Here is a 17,880-nt window from a genome sequence, read left to right as displayed (position 1 = left end):
TCCACGGTTTTGCTGTATACTAATAGAAAATGTTGGATAGTAAAGTAGGGAGTAAAGCGACATGAAAGAAATTGAATTAAAATTAAAAGGTGAAATAAATCGACTAACAAATAAAACATTTAAATTTGACGAACGAGTTGGAGAAGGTTGGTTCTCCGCGGTTTACTTTTTAAAAACTAGAGAAATTATTGAAGAATTTCGCCCGAAAAGTGTTGTAACGATGCAATTTTTCCAAAAAGAAAATGCAGTTCTTTGCGGAACAGATGAAGTAATTGCATTGCTACAAACATTCGCTAAAAATCCTGAGGAACTTGAAATTAACTCTTTAAAAGATGGCGATAAAATTAGTCCATTTGAAACAGTGTTAACAATTCATGGTCCTTATGAGAATTTCGGATTTTTAGAAGGTGTTATTGATGGGATTTTAGCTCGTCGTACATCGGTTGCAACAAACGTATATAATGTTGTCCAAGCTGCGCGTAGTGTAGATAAAGAAAAACCAGTTATTTTCATGGGAGATCGTGACGATCATTATACACAACAAGCTGGTGACGGTTATGCAGCATACATCGGAGGTATGAGCGCACAAGCGACGCATGCAATGAATGAATGGTGGGGCAGAAGTGGTATGGGAACAATGCCTCACGCATTAATTCAAATGTTTAATGGTGATGTTGTAGAAGCGGCAAAAGCATATCATAAGAAATTTCCAGAAGATGAATTAGTTGTACTAATTGATTACAATAATGATGTTATTACAGATGCACTTCGTGTAGCGCGTGAATTTGGATCAACATTAAAAGGTGTGCGTGTAGATACGTCTCGCACAATGATTGATCAATACTTTATTCGCCACCCAGAAGTACTTGGAACATTTGATCCACGTGGTGTAAATCCATCTCTTGTATTTGCACTTCGCAAGGCGCTTGATGAAGAAGGATTCCAGCATGTAGACATCGTTGTAACTGGTGGATTTGATGAAAAGCGTATTCGTGAATTTGAAGCTCAAAAGGTACCTGTTGACATATATGGGGTAGGGAGTAGCTTGTTAAAAATGAATATTGGCTTTACTGGTGATAATGTAGAATTAAATGGGAAACCAGAAGCAAAAGCTGGTCGTAAATATCGTCCAAACCCACGTTTAGAGCGTGTTCAATTAGAAAAAAGAGAAGATATGTAAAAGAGAGAAAAACTGATAGGTGATTGACCCTATCAGTTTTTCTGTTATCATAGTATAGCGGCTTCTTTTTTGCTATAATGGACTTGTTATGGACATATAAAGAAGTACGTACGAGTTTATCCTGATAAGTGAAGGGAAAGAATAACCTCACTACATCAAAAATGTATGATGATTACCAAAATAAGAAAAGATTCATATACTGTCTTATAGATAGGCCGTTGTATTAGTTCGAAATGTTGGAGGTTCTTTAAGATGACAGTTTACCATTTTGTAGGAATTAAAGGAACAGGAATGAGTTCATTAGCGCAAATTCTTCATGATATGAAGCATACTGTTCAAGGGTCTGATTATGAAAAGCGTTTCTTTACACAAACAGCGTTAGAAAAGCGTAGTATCTCGATCCTTCCTTTTGATAAGAATAATGTAGAAGAAGGACAAGTGATTATTGCAGGAAATGCATTTCCTGATACGCATGAAGAAATCGTAGCAGCAAAAGAATTAAACATCCCAGTACATCGTTACCATCACTTCTTAGGTGACCTTATGAGCCAATACACAAGTGTTGCTGTAACTGGTGCACACGGAAAGACATCAACAACAGGTTTGTTAGCCCATGTAATGCAAGGTGCACATCCTACATCTTACCTTATTGGAGATGGAACAGGGCATGGGGTAGAAAATAGTAAGTATTTTGTATTTGAAGCTTGTGAGTATCGTCGTCATTTCTTGTCTTACAATCCAGACTATGCAATTATGACGAATATTGATTTTGATCATCCAGATTATTTTGCAGACATCAATGATGTATTCAGTGCATTCCAAGAGATGGCATTGCAAGTGAAAAAAGGCATTATTGCATGTGGAGATGATGAAGAACTTCAAAAAATTCAAGCGAAAGTACCTGTTATTTTCTATGGATTTGGAGAAGATAATGATTTCCAAGCACGTAACATCCAAAAGAGAACAGATGGCACGATATTCGATGTATTCGTTCGTAATACGTACTATGACACGTTCAAAATTACAGGATACGGCAATCACAGCGTATTAAATGCGTTAGCAGTAATCGCACTTTGCCATTATGAAAACGTTGATGTAGAAGCAGTAAAACATCAATTAACAACTTTTGAAGGCGTAAAACGTCGCTTTAATGAAAAGCCGATGGGAGAGCAAGTTATTATCGATGACTACGCACACCATCCGACAGAAATTAATGCAACGATTGAAGCAGCTCGTCAAAAACATCCAGAGCGTGAAGTTGTCGCTGTATTCCAGCCGCATACATTCTCACGTACAGAAAAGTTCTTAGATGAGTTCGCTGAAAGCTTAAGCAAAGCTGATCAAGTATACTTATGTGATATTTTCGGATCAGCACGCGAAAACAAAGGTGAATTAACAATTGAAGATCTGCAAAAGCGTATTGATGGTGCAGAACTAATTACAGATACAACAACGGATGTATTAAAGAAACATAAAAACGGCGTTCTAATTTTCATGGGCGCAGGTGACATCCAAAAATTCGAAGCAGCTTACGTAAAAGAAGTTCAAGTTGCAGAGAAATAATAGAAAAGACGCATAGCTGTGGCTGTGCGTCTTTTTTTGTTGTGTTCAACTTTTATCCCGCATTAACGTGCAATAAGACCCCCACTGATTAAAGTTTCACTTTATTTATGTATTGACCTAGAGCTAACTCTAGGTTGTAAGATGAAAATGTAAAAACAAGGGGGAGAGAACATGTATAAAATCGGCGAAGTAGCAGAATTAACAGGGATGAGCATTCACACTTTGCGCTACTATGAGAAATTAGGTTTATTACCACCACCAACGCGAAATAGCGGTATTCGTCAATATACAGAAGGCGATGTACGTTTATTAAAATTTTTATATTCATTAAAACAAACTGGGATGTCATTAGAAGAGATAGCTGAGTTTGCAAGTGATGGGTGCATTATAGAGGAAATTAGGCAGAAGAAAGAGGAAGTACCAGCGAAAGTAAAAAAGAGAATTTCCATTTTAACAACTCACTTGGAGCGATTAAAAGAACAGCAGGAACAATTGCAAAAAGTTGTTCAGCTAACGGAGGAGAAGTTAGAAATTTATTACGGTTTTCTAGAAGAAAAAGACTTGGAGGCCGGCAATGAAAAATAAAGTATATACGCAGTTATTAGGTTTTGCGATATTTACTGGTGGGACATTTAATGCTTCGAAATATGCGGTGCAGTATTTCGAAGCAATTCATATAGCAGCATGGCGTTTTGGGATTGCTGCATTTGTGATGTTATGTTTGTTAAAAATACGAAAAGATTTTGATTTGGAAGTATGGATGCAGAATAGGACCTATTATCTTTTGCTAGGTATTGTTGGTGTATTCGGCTTTAACTTCTTTTTCTTTTTAGGAATGAAATATACAGAAGCTGTTAATGGTGCACTTATTATGGCGACAAATCCTCTCGTTACGACGCTGTTAGCAAGTGTCATTTTACGAGAGAAAATTGTGAAGCGCCAAGCAATTGGAATGTTACTTGCACTAATTGGCGTTGTTTTTGTACTTACACAAGGTTCGTTTACAATACTACAACATTTATCATTTTCAAAAGGGGATTTTTATATTTTATTAGGGAATATTTGCTGGGCGTTATACGGCGTGCTAGGCAGAAGGTTTATTAAAACTGGTAATCCAATACAAACGACGACATATACGATGACTATTGGTGCACTTGCCTTTATTATCATATCTTCTACACAAAAAAGTATAGTACCAGTTTTAGAAATTCCTTGGTTGGCATGGGGAGCGATTCTCTTTATGGCAATTGGAATGAGTGTGCTTGGTTACTTATGGTGGAATAATGGAATTGCTCAAATTGGGGCAGCAAGGACATCTTTATTTTTTAATCTAGTGCCTGTTGTTACAATACTTATTTCTTTTATTGAAGGAGTCAATATAACATCTGCACAATCTGTAGGAATGATATTAGTTATTACGGGAATATTGTATTCTTCTGGTTTTATACAAAGAAAATCAAAAGAAAGTGTTAATATTTAACTTTTTACATCTAAAAATGTTAGAATAATAAGAAAAATAAAAAGGGGACTAAAAAACATGTTCACACTTCGAGTAGATGACGAAATCGAACTACAATTACTAGAAAAACATCATAAAGAAGAATTATATCAATTAATAGACCAAAACCGTAATCATTTACGAAAATGGCTTCCTTGGGTAGATGGGACAAAATCTGCTGATGCTTATGATGAGATTTTTCCGATGTGGTTAAAGAAATTTGCAGAGGGAGACGGTTTTGAAAGTGGTATACGTTACAAAGGAAAGCTCGTTGGGATGGTAGGTATTCATCCAGTGAGCTGGGGGAAGAAAGCCGCGAGTCTTGGGTATTACCTTGCAGAAGATACTGGAGGAAAAGGCGTTATGACGCGTAGCGTGAAGGCTGTGCTTCAATATGCATTTGAGAATTTAAAATTAAATAAAATGGAAATCCGATGCGGTGTTGAAAATGTGAAAAGTCGCGCTATTCCAGAGCGTTTAGGGTTTAAGTTAGATGGTATTTTACGAGATGAAGAATGGTTATATGATCATTTCCATGATGTCGCTGTATATAGTTTATTAGCTTCAGAGTGGAAAGAAATTCGATGAACGAGAAAATTCGTATTGTTCCGTATGAAAGTACGTTTCAAGAGGAAGTAGTAGATCTTATCGTTCATATTCAGCAAAAAGAGTATAATGTTCCCATTACGAAAGAAGAGCAATCTGATTTACTTGAAATAGAAACATTCTATCAAAAGGATCACGGAAACTTTTGGGTAGCAATTCATGATGGTAAAGTAGTTGGAACAGTAGCTTTATTAGATATTGAGAATCATCAAGTAGCGCTAAGAAAAATGTTCGTACAAAAAGAGTTTCGCGGAAAAGAATGGGGCGCATCACATATGTTGCTTCAAACAGCAATTTCATGGGCTGAGGATAAAAAATTGAAAGATATTTACTTAGGAACAACAATAAAATTTTTAGCGGCACATCGTTTTTATGAAAAGAATGGTTTTCAAAGTGTGAGTATAGATCAGTTGCCGAAAAATTTTCCAGTGTTACAGGTAGATAAGAAATTTTATAGGTACATTGTGAAAAAGGTCATTTAGAAATGGCCTTTTTCTATGAACTAAAATGGAAATAGTGGTATAATTTGGATTAGGGGGTGTAGGTATGAACTTTCCAATTCAAAGAAGTAAGTCAGTAGTCATTTTTGTTTGTCTTACGTTAGCTTTTATGTGTATATATCCAATTGTCATGCTTTTCACTAATAAAGCGCATTGGATGTCAGCGTTGATTGGGATGGGTTTATGCTTCATTGTAAATGTACCACTCGTTTGGGAAGTATTTATTAAAAAACATAAAGTAGAAAATGGCGTATTAAAGTACGGTATTCTAAATGATGATGTTGTATTAAAAGATATAAGAGTTGTTCGTCAAGTTGGAAAGTATCTTGAAATTACGACGAATGCATATAAAGTACATATGGTTGCGATGCCGCAAGATATGAATGAATTTTTGGCGCTTATCGAGAAAGAAAATCCACATGTGAAAATAGAAATGGTAGGGAAGAAATAAAAAAACGCTCGGAGAAAATTCCGAGCGTTTTTATTATTTTAAGTTCTCTGGGTTTAAAGCTTCTAATTCAGGTACAACGAAGCGTCCGTCTTTACGGATTAGTACGTCGTCAAAGTAAATTTCGCCGCCGCCGTATTCAGGGCGTTGGATGCATACTAAATCCCAGTGGATGTTCGAGTTGTTGCCGTTCCATGCATCGTCGTAAGCTTGTCCAGGAGTGAAGTGGAAGCTGCCATCGATTTTTTCATCGAATAGGATGTCTCCCATTGGATGTAAGATGTATGGGTTTACGCCGATTGCGAATTCACCAACGTAGCGTGCGCCTTCGTCTGTATCAAAGATTTTGTTAATGCGTTCTGAATCGTTTGCAGTTGCTTCAACGATTTGACCGTTCTCGAACTTAAGTTGTACATTTTCAAATGTATAACCGTTGTAAGGAGATGGTGTGTTGTAAGAAACTGTACCGTTAACAGAGTCACGAACTGGTGCAGAGTATACTTCACCATCTGGAATGTTTAAATGACCTGAGCATTTAATTGCTGGAATGTCTTTAATAGAGAATGTTAAGTCAGTTCCAGGACCAGTTAAACGAACTTTATCTGTTTTATTCATTAATGTAACAAGGCTATCCATCGCCTTATCCATTTTACCGTAGTCTAAGTTACAAACTTCGAAGTAGAAGTCTTCGAAAGCTTCTGTGCTCATTTTAGCAAGCTGTGCCATAGAAGCATTTGGGTAGCGAAGAACAACCCAACGTGTTTTTGGAACGCGAATATCTCTATGAACTTTTTTCCCAACTGTTTGGCCATGAACTTTCATGCGCTCACTTGGAACGTCAGCCTGTTCATTAATATTATCGCCAGAGCGAAGACCGATATAAGCGTCCATGTCTTTCATTACGCTTGCTTCATATGCAGCGATTTGTTCGAAATGTTCTTCAGTAGCACCCATTAATAAAGAGCGATCTACTTGATGATCTTTTAAAGAGACGAATGGGAAACCACCAGCTGCATATGCTTCTTTTACAAGTGCAGTTACAAGTTCTTTTTGTAAGCCAAAGTTTTCAATTAATACTTTTTCACCTTTTTGTAAGCGGATAGAGTAGTTAATTAAATTGTATGCTAACTTTTCAATACGTGGATCTTTCATATGTAAAGCCTCCCTACTAATTATGTATCCTCTCCTATTGTAACCTACTTAGTGGAATTTGTTGAATGATTTATGTTACAGTTAACGAATAAGTATGAAAATTCTAATGATGAGATAGGGATTAGAATGAAACGGAAAATGATTGTATAATAGGGGAAAGTATGAAAAAGATAAAGGAAGTGATGAAATGCAAGTTCTTTTATATGTAAGTGCGGCTATTATCGCGGTTGCTTTCGCAGTATTAGTAGTGTATGTATGCAGAACGTTGTTATCGGTTCAGAAGACGTTAGAAAACGTTGCAAGCACGTTAGAAGGTTTAGAAAAACAAATGCAAGGAATTAGCGTAGAGACAGAGCAATTATTACATAAAACGAATGCGTTAGCTGATGATATTCAACAGAAGTCACAGTCATTAAATAAAGTGGTAGCGGGTGTAGATGGGATTGGAACGACAATCCAATCCTTAAATACGAAGCTTCGTAATGTATCAGACTCTGTAACGGACGAAATTGAAAATAACGCTGATAAAGTAGCGCAAGTTGTACAGTGGAGCAGTGCGGCGATTGAAGTATACAATCATTACCGTGCGTCGAGACAAGAGAAGAAGGTTGAAAAAGAAGAGCGTAAATTAGAAAGAATTGAGAAAAACGCTGAAAAGAAAGAGAAGCGCTCTAGATTTCGTATGAGAGGTGAATCGTGATGAATATGACAAAGCTTGAAACAATTGAAGAGCTTGAAGTCTTAGTAGAAAAGAATGAGCCGTATGTTCTTTTTAAACATAGTACGACATGCCCGATTAGTCACGGTGCATACACAGAATTTCAAGCGTATTGCAGTGAAGAAAGAGAAGTGCCAGCGTATTACTTATACGTACAAGATGCAAGAGATGTGTCAAATCGTGTTGCAGAACAATACAGTATTAGACATGAATCCCCGCAAGTGTTATACATAAAAGATGGGATGGTAGTATGGAATACATCTCATTGGAATATTAAAAAAGATGCTTTAGAAGAGAATATAAAGTAAAAAGAAGCAAGCTAAAGGTGCTTGCTTCTTTTTTTTTGTTTTTGTTGAAATATATTTAGTGGTACACTATTAATAGTTCAAACTAAATAACTAGATTGTTGAAAGTAGGTTTTAAGTAATGAAGAAAATGGCATTATCCTTCGCAGTCGTAAGTTTATTACTGGGAGCTTGTAGTAACAATAGTAATACGATTAGTAAGAAGGATGAAGTTATACAAAAAGATACAAAAGAAAAAAGTATGATTCCGAGAACTGCTGTTTCTAAAGATTATTATAGAACTGTTATTCCTTTAAAAGAACAAAAGGTTATTAATACAGCTAATATAAAAACAAATTCTAAATTAGATTTAGCAGAGTATGAAAATGGTTTAATAAATATTGCAACGCAGCAATTTGATACAGAGAGTCACGTACTGCAATTAAATCAGTATATTCCAGAGAAACTAGTTGATGAACTAGTTGCGAAAGTAGAAGCGCCAGTTTTGACGAATATTATAGAACAAGACTATTTTGGAAAACAGAATTCAAATGAATTAAGTTTATCTGGTGTTATGATTGGCTTAGCTATGTCTTCAAGTGTATCGAATGAAGAAGCTATGTCTAAAGGGTCTGAAGTTGCTAAACAACTTATTGAAGCTATTAACAAAAATGATAAATATAACAAATCTCCAATTACGTTTGCTATCTTTAAGCAAGAAAGTACAAGTTCTTTAAAAAATGGTACGTATATTGCTAGTGCTACTGTTCAAAAGAATGATATGAACCTTGGAAATTGGAGTACAATTGATGAAAAGTCGTATTCATATCCTTCTGATGAATTTACACAAGCACATGGAGAAGATAATACAAAAATAAATAACTTTGCTAAGGAAATAAAAGGTTTTTCTAATGGAGATTTTATTCCAGTCAATGCAAAAGTTTCTTATAAGAAAGATCAAATGGATACATTAAATATGAATATTGTTATTAAATATAACGGTAAAACAGAATTAATGGCTCTTACCCAATTGGCTGTTCAAGGTATGTTAGACAAATTGCCTAAAGATGCGAAAGTACAATTACAGATCAAGTCCGAGAGTAAAATTGAGGCCGTTATTATAAAAGAGAAAAATAGTGATAAACCGTTTGTTTCCTTCTTGTAAAAAAGACAGTATGTAAACTGTCTTTTTTTATTTTAAATGAAAATATAAAAGGTTTTTTGATGGTAATTCATTGCTGTATATCGTGTGACAATCGTATATGTATCAACTATAATAAGTTATCTTAAAAAAGTAATATATAGGGATTTGAAAGAGATGGCTTTCTTATGGCATCACAACAATTAGGTCGTTTACGTTCTGAAATTGATCAACTTAATTTACAAATATTAGAGTTACTAAACGAAAGAGGTCGTCTCGTACAAGAAGTTGGTAATTTAAAAGAAGTATAAGGTGTGAAACGTTTTGATCCTGTACGTGAAAGTAATATACTGGATTTAATTGCAGAGAATAATAATGGTCCATTTGAAACTTCGACTTTATAACATATTTTCAAACAAATTTTTCAAGTTGGTTTAAAGTTACAAGAAGAGGATCATCGTAAAGCACTACTTGTTTCTTGTAAGAAAAAAACAGAAGATACGATTGTTGAAATTAATGGTGAAAAAATTGGTAACGGAAATTAGCATTTTATTATGGGACCGTGTGCAGTGGAAAGTTATGAACAAGTACGCCAAGTTGCTGAAGCAATGAAAGAGCAACGCGTAATACGCTTGATATTTCCGCTGTACCGATTTTAAAGAAAGAGACACATTTACCTGTCGTTTTTGATGTAACGCATTCTACAGAGAGACGTGACCTTCTCTTACTAACTGCAAAAGCAGCGATGGCAATTGGTGCAAACGCAATTATGGCTGAAGTACATCCAAATCCAGCTGTAGCTTTATCAGATGCGGCGCAGCAAATGAATATCCCGCAGTTCAATGATTTTATGAATGAATTAAAATCATTTGGAAGTAAATTATAAAAACTTTTAATGAGCTGTTCCAAAAAGGCATTTTGGGACAGCTGTATAGCGACTGTCATTGTCGATTTTTGTTGGGAAGTTGGTATATTAAAAAAATCGCTGATATAATTAGAGTTGTGGTCGATATATTTGGGAAATCGCCGATATATTTCGAGTTACGGTTCATATATTCGAAAAATCGCCGATATAAATTTCATTTACTATCGTACTGCTTAAAATAAGATTTCTACTTAGGAAATATCTATTTTTTTACAAAAAATGCCCTTTTTTCATAAAAAATACGAAAATACGAGAAAAGAAGCGAATTTTTTCGAAACTTTTGCGGGAAAATATTGTATGAGCCTGCGTTTATATCGTATCATTAGTAAAAGGAAGAACTCGGGACGATTGGTGGCATCTGCAAATAGAGTTGATGTCTTTTTTTCATTCAAGTAACCGATACATAAAAATAGATAACAAAAATAGAAGGAGTGTGCGATGAGATGAACGTAACAATCTATGATGTAGCGCGCGAAGCGAACGTTTCAATGGCTACCGTATCACGCGTTGTGAACGGTAACCCAAATGTAAAGCCTACAACAAGAAAGAAAGTATTAGAAGCAATTGATCGTTTAGGATACCGTCCAAATGCGGTAGCACGTGGACTAGCAAGTAAGAAGACAACTACGGTAGGTGTTATTATTCCTGATATCTCAAATACGTTTTATGCAGAACTTGCACGTGGAATTGAAGATATCGCAACAATGTACAAATATAACATCATTTTAAGTAACTCTGATCAAAACAAAGAGAAAGAGTTCCATCTATTAAATACGATGCTTGGAAAACAAGTGGACGGAATTGTTTTCATGGGTGAAGATATTACAGACATTCACATTGAAGAATTTAAAAAATCTCCAGTACCAATTGTATTAGCAGCGTCATTTGATGAGCAAAATGAAACGCCATCAGTAAATATTGATTATACACAAGCAGCTTACGATGCAATGAAGCACTTTATCGAGCAAGGACATAAGCGTATCGGTTTCGTCTCTGGTCCATTCATTGATAAAGCGGGAAGCGCGAAGAAGTTACAAGGTTATAAAAAAGCTTTAGAAGAAGAAGGTATTTCATATGATGAAAATCTTGTAATCGATGGAGATTACACATATGACTCAGGTATCGAAGCATTCGAAAAGCTTTGGAGCAATGATGAAAAGCCAACAGCAATCTTCGTGTCTTCTGATGAAATGGCACTAGGTGTAATCCATGCAGCACAAGATGCTGGATTAAACGTACCAACTGACGTAGAAGTACTTGGTTTCGATAATACACGCCTTGCATTAATGGTTCGTCCGCAGCTTTCAACAGTTGTACAACCGATGTATGATATCGGTGCAGTAGCAATGCGTCTATTAACAAAGTATATGAACAAAGAAAAAGTGGAAGATCACACTGTTATCTTACCTCACCGTATCCAATTTAGAGATTCAACGAAATAAGTATAAAAAAGCTCACAGCGATTGCTGTGAGCTTTTATTCATATTCAGGATAATATTTTTCAATTACTGTATCTACAGTTTCATTTTTCTTAACGTGTAAAAATCTTGCGTACAATTCTTTTCCAGTTTCAAATGGCGTATCGTCTAATTCAAACACATGTAACACTTTTCGGAACGTCCATGTGATTTGCTCATCATACATATTATCGTATGTGTGCTCCGATTGTATAGCTATCTTTTCACCTAGTTCATGAGCTTCTTCTAAACTGTTTGCTTTAACAAGAATAATACTTTCTTCAAAAAGTGTATCGTGATTCTCTTCATAATGCTCATCCATTTTCATAGGATGAGGCTCACCAGAATGAACAGACTCAAACAATAATTTTACAGCGTACATATTATGCTGCATGTTTCACCTTATAAATAATACTTGCGACAAGCGAAGCAGGTATTGTAAATACGTTACTTTGATAATGGTAATGCACTTGGGATTCTTCATAAGACATGTTGTCATATAGTTCGTTTTGTGAGACACTCATTTTTTTCTGTTTTTCTTTGAGTATTTTAATGTAGTTGTACTGTATTGGGACGAGAATGATGAAATAAGCTAATACGATTAGTGAAATCCAAATCATTATGAACACTCCCTTACAAAGAATATTTGTATATGGTAATTATATCAATTTATATGAGGGATATCCATATTTTTCTAGTGGTCAATTTCTTTTCCAAAATGCAAAAAGTTCTTCAGCGCTTCGTAAATTATGTTCAAGGCATGTTTGTGCAGTACGTTTAAAATTTTGTATTAAATGCTCTAGCCTAGAAGAATCATAGTGCTTTGCTTTTCCATCTACAATCGTTTTATCTTTTTTTTAAGTTAAGTGATATTTTTAGCAAAGTTACATTTGTTTCTATTTGTACAACTTCCATGTAAAAAAAATTTTGTCTAAGTCGATTGTAATATAATCAAATCGCTCTACTTGTTTAAAATATCCTACAATATCATCTTCCAATTGAAATCCTCCCTAGTATATAGCTTACCTGGAAGAGTTCTCTATAGATTATATGATTCCTTGTTATATGTCACATAAGTGTAAAAATAACTATTATAGGGCAATGTCATGTATAATAGAAAGAAAAGGCTTGTGAGGGGGGAAAAGAGATGATCGTTCTTTGGATAATTACGCTTTGTATGACTGCTATTTTTGCATATATGACGTTAAAACAAAATGGTTTAAAGCGATTTGTTCCAGGAAGTATTCTTGCAGGAATTGCCCTTATCACGTATGTAATTTCTATTTTTATTGAAAGTGTATCAGTAGATATGAGCAAAAGTTTAATGTTTATTGGTATTACACTATTTGCAGGTAGCATTATGGTACTTATGGTTGCTGGTATTATTTTATTTATTCATATGAATTCGGAAACGTTATAGCATATAGAAAAGGCATGTCCCGAGGGACATGCCTTTTTATCCGTTCAATTATGCTCTATCTTTAGAAGAATTTTGTTGTTTTAATAAGTCGCGAATTTCGCCAAGAAGAACTTCTTCTTTTGTTGGTTCTGGAATTTCTTCCTCTTTTTCGTCTTCTTTTTTAGATGTTAGTTTGTTGAAAACTTTAATAAACATAAAGATAGAAGCTGCGATAATTAAGAAATCAAAAATTGTTTGGATGAAGTTACCATACATAACAGCTGATTTACCGTATCCAAAGTGCAAATCTGTAAAGTTAACGCCACCTAATACCATACCAAGTAATGGTGTAATAATGTCTTTTACTAAAGAACTAACGATTTTACCGAATGCAGCACCGATTACAACCCCGACAGCTAAATCAACGACATTCCCTTTGAAAGCGAACTTTTTAAACTCGTTCCACATGTGTCAATCCCATCCTTTCCACGATTCATTATGAAATTTATAATTCCTATCAACATATTTTATAGAAATTTACGAGAGAAATAAAGGGGAAATGGGAATGAAAGTAAATTCTGAAAAATGTATCCGTTTTAATTTTTGTTTACATCATCTAGTAAAGATTGTAGCATTTGCTGCGTTTTTAATCCTTCTAATCCATCTACAACAGGCTTTGTATCTCCGTGTACACATTCAATAAAATGATGAACAGCATCTTCAAAACCACGTTGTTTTAACGTCGTATCCCATGATGGAGAACCGCTTTGTGAAACTGAGTTTTCCTGTTCAATTTCAAATGTATTCATATTTTTTACGCGAATGATTTTCCCTGGCGTTACAAGTTCAATTTGTTCTAAATTTGTACCGGCATGGCGATGCATTGCAGTAGAAAGTAACAGTCCACTTGGAGTTGTATATGTATGATGTCCGTAAAGAAGTTCATTCTTTTCATTGATTTGCATCATATTGTGAACGACGTTAAGGTCATCATTAGCGAACCAGCGAGCAGTATCTACAATGTGTAAATAATCATCTAACATAGTGAAGTCGTACGTATATGGCCCGACTTTATTTGTGCGATGCTTTTCAATTCGAATCCATGAAATATCATGAGCCTGTTCTTTGGCAGCAACATACATAGGAACGAATCTGCGATTAAATCCGACCATTAACTTTCGGTTATACTTCTCGCTCAACTCGACTAGTTGCTCAGCTTGTTCCACAGTAGCTGCTAACGGCTTATCAACATAAACGTCGATTCCTTTTTTCAAAAGCTCAGAAACGATTTCATAATGCGATGCAGTTGAACTATGAACGAAGATTGCATCACATTCCGAAGCTAACGTTTCAATAGAATGAAAGTCTTGAATTCGGTATTGCTGGCAAACTTGTTTTCTTTTCTCTGCGTTAGGTGTAAACGCCCCGACAAAGTTCCAATCTGTTTCTTTTGTAAGTGTTGGAAGATAGGCCTTTTGCGCAATGCTACCAAGTCCAATCATCCCAATTTTAGGTTTATTCATATGTATTCCCACCCTATTAATATTGATGTAACGGCTTAAATGTAGCATAGGATGGGGGAGGAAGGCAAAGATAAGCTTTTTACTTATTTCCTTCTAACAAAATTTTCTCTATCTCTGCAAAATTATGAGCGCGAGCATGCTCTAACGGGGTAACACCATCATTATCTGGAATATTTACATCTGCACCGTGCTCAATAAGAAGGCGAATGACTTGTTGCTGTGTTTCGTTTCCGTTACTTAGTACGATAGCTTCCATTAAAGCTGTCCATCCTAGGTTATTTACATGATTTACATCAATATTTGTTCGAGTGAGGAGTTCTTTTATAACGTCAATATAGCCATGTTCTGAGGCTGGGATAAGAGCTGTTCCGCCGTAACGATTTGTAATCGTAGGATCTGCACCAGCATTAATTGTTAGCTTTAAAATGTCTAAGTAACCTTCCGCACCGGCGTATAGAAAGGGATTGTTTTTCATGTCATCTTGGATATTTACGTCAGCACCAGCTTTGATAAGTGCTTTTGCGGTTTTTACATCATTTTTGTATGTAGCAATCATAAGAGGGGTACGTCCTTGATTATCCGTCGCATTTATATTTGCACCTTGTTTTAGTAAAGATATAACAGTATTCGTTTCATTTTTTTCAGTAGCTGCTAGTAGTGCAGTCTCCATGTTTGTCATCTCCTTTTTGACTTCTTGTTCTTGCGAGCATCCTTGTAAAAAAATTACGCAACATATCATACTGAATGTTTTTTTGAACATGGAATTTCAACCTCCTAATTTCAACTGTAAAATAGGAACATTAAATTTTTATAAACTGACGCTAAAATTACTATAAAATCGCTTGAGTATTTGAACATATATTTTTATGCTTATGAATATGAAGGATGGGTAAAGTGAGGATGTAACATATGTCTATTAAAACAAGGTTTTTATTTTCTTATATTGCTGTAATTCTCGTTTCTATTACGCTCATATTAGTCGCGGGATTTTTAATTGTTTTTTCAATAACAGGTGATTTGGAAGCAGTGAAAAATTTCTATAAAAGTTCTTACATTCAAAAGCCGCTTACACCAGAAGAAGAAAATGCCTATCTTGAATTAAAATTAGCGGCAAAGCAACATCAATCTCAATTATTAGATAAATCGTTCGTTTCATCAATTGAAAAAGAAGGTGTGAAAATAATTGTAAGAAAGGGAGAAAACATTTCTTATGCTAATAAGGGATTTGAAAGTTCGACTTTAACAGAAGCCCTTCCGAAATTTGAAGCGGCAAATATTAATAGTCGTGGTACAACGGAACTAGGCGAGACATTTTATCGATATGTAAAGTTTGATTTTTATTTTCCAGAGAAAGAAGAAGGGAGTATATTTGTACTAAAAAAGCAAAGTTCATTTGTAGATCTTACACAAAAATTATTTCCAATCTTATTCGTATCGCTTTTACTATTAGCCATTTTACTCATTGGTTTATTAAGTTATCTTGTTTCAAGAAGTGTAATAAAACCAATTTTTGTATTGAAAGGTGCAACGGAGAAAATTAAAGAAGGAAATTTAGATTTTCAAATGCCAGTTACATCGCACGATGAAATAGGTCAATTAAATCAAGGATTTGAGGAAATGAGGAAGAAGTTAAAGGAATCGATTGAAGTACAAACGCAGTATGAAGAAAATCGAAAAGAACTTATTTCAAACATATCGCATGATTTAAAAACACCGATTACATCTATTATCGGATATGTAGAAGGAATAAAGGACGGGGTAGCAAATACGCCAGAAAAAATGGATAAGTATTTAACGACAATTCATACGAAGGCAAAACATATGGACACACTCATTGATGAACTCTTTTTGTTTTCGAAGCTCGATTTAAATCGAGTTCCATTCCAATTTGAGACAGTTGAATTAAATACGTTTATGCAAGAATTAATAGAAGAGATGCAGATGGATTTAAGTGAAGAAGGTATAGAAATTAACTTACAATTACATTCATCGCCATTATATGTAACGGCTGATTGCGAAAAGATAAATAGAGTTATATCAAATTTAATTCATAATAGTGTGAAGTACATGGATAAAGAAGAGAAGAAAATTACCGTAACAGTATCGAGTGATAACAATAAAGTTATTGTGAAGGTGATAGACAATGGATCAGGTATAGAATCTGATACGCTACCGTATATCTTTGAACGTTTTTATCGTGCAGAACAATCGCGAAATTCTAGCACAGGTGGAAGTGGACTTGGTTTAGCAATAGCGAAGCAAATTGTTGAAGAACATGGCGGGGAAATTTGGGCGGAAAGCGAGCTTGGTAAAGGCACAAGCATTTTCTTCTCATTGGAAAAAGTAGAGGAATGTGGTGAGTAAATTGAAAAGAATTTTACTAATAGAAGATGAAGTAAGTATTGCAGAATTACAGCGAGATTATTTAGAAATTAATGATTTCCAAGTTGATGTAGAGCATTCAGGAGAAACAGGTTTACAAATAGCCCTGCAAGAAGACTATGATTTAATTATTTTAGATATTATGCTTCCGAAAATGAACGGATTCGAAATTTGTAAACAAATACGTGCTGTAAAAGATATTCCGATTCTACTTGTTTCAGCAAAAAAAGAAGATATAGATAAAATTCGCGGGCTCGGATTAGGAGCGGATGATTATATAACGAAACCGTTTAGCCCAAGCGAATTAGTCGCAAGAGTAAAAGCGCATATTGCTCGTTATGAAAGATTATCAGGAAATGTAAGTAAGCAACGTGATACGCTATACATTCACGGAATTTCTATCGATCAACGAGCGAGGAAAGTTTTTATAAACAATGAAGAAGTGGCATTTACAACGAAGGAATTTGATTTATTAACATTCTTTGTCACACATCCAAACCAAGTATTAAATAAAGAACAGTTATTTGAACGCATTTGGGGATTAGATTCCGCTGGTGATTTAGCCACTGTTGTCGTCCACATTAGAAAGCTACGTGAAAAAATTGAAAGAGATCCTGCCCACCCGCAATATATTGAAACAGTATGGGGAGCTGGTTATCGTTTTAATGTGTAGGGAACCTGTCAAAGTTTTGGCAGGTTTTTTTGTATGTGATCAAAAGGGGATAATAGGTAATTTATGTTAAAATATAAAGAGAGATAAAACATAGGAGAGTGTGAGAGGGCGTGCTACATTTTGGGGGATACATTAAAAGATAATAAATCAAACAAGGTTTTAAAGATTGGAACTAATATTGTACTTATCTTATTAATTATTGGTGCAATACAAATGTTTTATGATGAAGATTCTAAGAATGATCATTTGGGTTGGTTATTTATGATGGTCTTTTTTGCAATTAAAATAATTTCTAGTTTTATGATAAGTTTAAAAGAAGGAGATAAAAAGTCAGTATTTATTGATTTAGGTTTAATGATTTTTTCTGTTCTTCTTTTGGTTGTTACTAGTGTGAAATATTTCTTTTGAAAAACCTCATAGTCTTATAGAGG

At 34.8% G+C, this 17,880-nt stretch carries 21 protein-coding genes and 2 pseudogenes; 16 read left to right on the top strand and 7 right to left on the bottom strand.

The features are described from left to right. Nucleotides 1-61 precede the first annotated feature (61 nt). The 7 genes from DOS87_RS25655 (at nt 62) to DOS87_RS25625 (ending at nt 5,798) form a co-directional block, all read left to right on the top strand. Nucleotides 62-1,180, top strand: coding sequence for a nicotinate phosphoribosyltransferase (locus tag DOS87_RS25655; RefSeq protein WP_000658372.1), 1,119 nt, complete (start codon nt 62-64; stop codon nt 1,178-1,180). A gap of 252 nt (nt 1,181-1,432) precedes the next feature. Beyond that, nucleotides 1,433-2,743, top strand: coding sequence for a UDP-N-acetylmuramate--L-alanine ligase (murC, locus tag DOS87_RS25650; protein ID WP_000219469.1), 1,311 nt, complete (start codon nt 1,433-1,435; stop codon nt 2,741-2,743). Between the two features lie 171 nt (nt 2,744-2,914). After that, nucleotides 2,915-3,328 carry a MerR family transcriptional regulator gene (locus DOS87_RS25645; RefSeq protein ID WP_000276608.1) on the top strand — a complete coding sequence of 138 codons (414 nt, stop codon included), beginning with the start codon at nt 2,915-2,917 and terminating at the stop codon, nt 3,326-3,328. Beyond that, complete coding sequence (locus tag DOS87_RS25640; RefSeq protein ID WP_000792471.1) at nt 3,318-4,223, top strand: DMT family transporter; 906 nt, start codon at nt 3,318-3,320, stop codon at nt 4,221-4,223. Before DOS87_RS25645 ends, DOS87_RS25640 begins: the two co-directional genes overlap by 11 nt. Before the next feature lie 57 nt (nt 4,224-4,280). After that, complete coding sequence (locus DOS87_RS25635) at nt 4,281-4,829, top strand: GNAT family N-acetyltransferase (protein WP_098425263.1); 549 nt, start codon at nt 4,281-4,283, stop codon at nt 4,827-4,829. After that, nucleotides 4,826-5,329 (top strand): GNAT family N-acetyltransferase, encoded by a 504-nt coding sequence (locus DOS87_RS25630; RefSeq protein WP_098425264.1) that lies wholly within the window; start codon nt 4,826-4,828, stop codon nt 5,327-5,329. The genes DOS87_RS25635 and DOS87_RS25630 overlap by 4 nt, the downstream gene beginning before the upstream one ends. 64 nt (nt 5,330-5,393) lie before the next feature. Next, nucleotides 5,394-5,798 (top strand): PH domain-containing protein, encoded by a 405-nt coding sequence (locus tag DOS87_RS25625; RefSeq protein ID WP_001010622.1) that lies wholly within the window; start codon nt 5,394-5,396, stop codon nt 5,796-5,798. 33 nt (nt 5,799-5,831) lie between these two features. Here the strand turns inward: DOS87_RS25625 and DOS87_RS25620 are convergent, their stop codons facing one another. Further along, nucleotides 5,832-6,947, bottom strand: coding sequence for an aminopeptidase (locus tag DOS87_RS25620; protein WP_000654729.1), 1,116 nt, complete (start codon nt 6,945-6,947; stop codon nt 5,832-5,834). Between the two features lie 187 nt (nt 6,948-7,134). On the opposite strand from DOS87_RS25620, the gene DOS87_RS25615 reads away from it, so the two are divergent. The 5 genes and pseudogenes from DOS87_RS25615 (at nt 7,135) to ccpA (ending at nt 11,457) form a co-directional block, all read left to right on the top strand. Then, nucleotides 7,135-7,647 carry a DUF948 domain-containing protein gene (locus tag DOS87_RS25615; RefSeq protein ID WP_001197721.1) on the top strand — a complete coding sequence of 171 codons (513 nt, stop codon included), beginning with the start codon at nt 7,135-7,137 and terminating at the stop codon, nt 7,645-7,647. Then, nucleotides 7,647-7,973 (top strand): bacillithiol system redox-active protein YtxJ, encoded by a 327-nt coding sequence (ytxJ, locus tag DOS87_RS25610; RefSeq protein ID WP_001057469.1) that lies wholly within the window; start codon nt 7,647-7,649, stop codon nt 7,971-7,973. Before DOS87_RS25615 ends, ytxJ begins: the two co-directional genes overlap by 1 nt. 118 nt (nt 7,974-8,091) lie before the next feature. Next, on the top strand, nt 8,092-9,114 hold the full coding sequence (locus tag DOS87_RS25605; protein ID WP_098578059.1) for a CamS family sex pheromone protein: 1,023 nt from the start codon (nt 8,092-8,094) through the stop codon (nt 9,112-9,114). 164 nt (nt 9,115-9,278) lie between these two features. After that, a pseudogene (gene aroA, locus DOS87_RS30660) lies at nt 9,279-9,976 on the top strand (chorismate mutase). A 482-nt stretch (nt 9,977-10,458) separates the two neighbouring features. After that, the gene (gene ccpA, locus DOS87_RS25585; RefSeq protein WP_001103303.1) at nt 10,459-11,457 is read left to right on the top strand and encodes a catabolite control protein A; all 999 of its coding nucleotides are present in this window, start codon (nt 10,459-10,461) and stop codon (nt 11,455-11,457) included. 34 nt (nt 11,458-11,491) lie between these two features. Here the strand turns inward: ccpA and DOS87_RS25580 are convergent, their stop codons facing one another. The 3 genes and pseudogenes from DOS87_RS25580 to DOS87_RS25570 all read right to left on the bottom strand — a co-directional run bounded on the left by DOS87_RS25580 (nt 11,492) and on the right by DOS87_RS25570 (nt 12,470). Beyond that, nucleotides 11,492-11,854 (bottom strand): DUF4288 domain-containing protein, encoded by a 363-nt coding sequence (locus DOS87_RS25580; protein WP_043311718.1) that lies wholly within the window; start codon nt 11,852-11,854, stop codon nt 11,492-11,494. Nucleotide 11,855: 1 nt separating this feature from the next. Further along, nucleotides 11,856-12,092 (bottom strand): DUF3949 domain-containing protein, encoded by a 237-nt coding sequence (locus DOS87_RS25575; RefSeq protein WP_000637885.1) that lies wholly within the window; start codon nt 12,090-12,092, stop codon nt 11,856-11,858. A gap of 81 nt (nt 12,093-12,173) precedes the next feature. Further along, nucleotides 12,174-12,470 (bottom strand): annotated as a pseudogene (locus DOS87_RS25570) (hypothetical protein). A 149-nt stretch (nt 12,471-12,619) separates the two neighbouring features. On the opposite strand from DOS87_RS25570, the gene DOS87_RS25565 reads away from it, so the two are divergent. Beyond that, entirely contained in the window at nt 12,620-12,892 is a 273-nt protein-coding gene (locus DOS87_RS25565) for a DUF3917 domain-containing protein (RefSeq protein WP_000636586.1), read from the top strand. Between the two features lie 48 nt (nt 12,893-12,940). Here the strand turns inward: DOS87_RS25565 and mscL are convergent, their stop codons facing one another. From mscL to DOS87_RS25550, 3 genes are all read right to left on the bottom strand, one after another. Beyond that, nucleotides 12,941-13,339, bottom strand: coding sequence for a large conductance mechanosensitive channel protein MscL (mscL, locus tag DOS87_RS25560; RefSeq protein ID WP_000267015.1), 399 nt, complete (start codon nt 13,337-13,339; stop codon nt 12,941-12,943). A gap of 128 nt (nt 13,340-13,467) precedes the next feature. After that, nucleotides 13,468-14,394: a Gfo/Idh/MocA family protein gene (locus tag DOS87_RS25555; RefSeq protein ID WP_001039702.1), complete on the bottom strand. Its 927-nt coding sequence runs from the start codon at nt 14,392-14,394 to the stop codon at nt 13,468-13,470. Between the two features lie 79 nt (nt 14,395-14,473). After that, nucleotides 14,474-15,154: an ankyrin repeat domain-containing protein gene (locus DOS87_RS25550; RefSeq protein ID WP_000475120.1), complete on the bottom strand. Its 681-nt coding sequence runs from the start codon at nt 15,152-15,154 to the stop codon at nt 14,474-14,476. A 149-nt stretch (nt 15,155-15,303) separates the two neighbouring features. Between DOS87_RS25550 and DOS87_RS25545 the strand changes: the two genes are divergently transcribed. The 3 genes from DOS87_RS25545 (at nt 15,304) to DOS87_RS25535 (ending at nt 17,857) form a co-directional block, all read left to right on the top strand. Then, a complete protein-coding gene (locus DOS87_RS25545) occupies nt 15,304-16,758 on the top strand; it encodes a HAMP domain-containing sensor histidine kinase (protein WP_000023861.1) in 1,455 nt (484 codons plus the stop codon). 1 nt (nt 16,759) lies between these two features. Beyond that, the gene (locus DOS87_RS25540) at nt 16,760-17,449 is read left to right on the top strand and encodes a response regulator transcription factor (protein WP_003280338.1); all 690 of its coding nucleotides are present in this window, start codon (nt 16,760-16,762) and stop codon (nt 17,447-17,449) included. Nucleotides 17,450-17,569: 120 nt separating this feature from the next. Beyond that, complete coding sequence (locus tag DOS87_RS25535; protein ID WP_000502925.1) at nt 17,570-17,857, top strand: hypothetical protein; 288 nt, start codon at nt 17,570-17,572, stop codon at nt 17,855-17,857. Nucleotides 17,858-17,880: the final 23 nt, after the last annotated feature.

It is taken from the genome of Bacillus sp. CR71 (genome assembly GCF_003429245.1).
Taxonomy (GTDB): domain Bacteria; phylum Bacillota; class Bacilli; order Bacillales; family Bacillaceae_G; genus Bacillus_A; species Bacillus_A thuringiensis_S.
The sequence above is the reverse complement of the archived record's forward strand: the minus strand, read 5'-3'. Positions and strand labels throughout refer to the sequence as shown.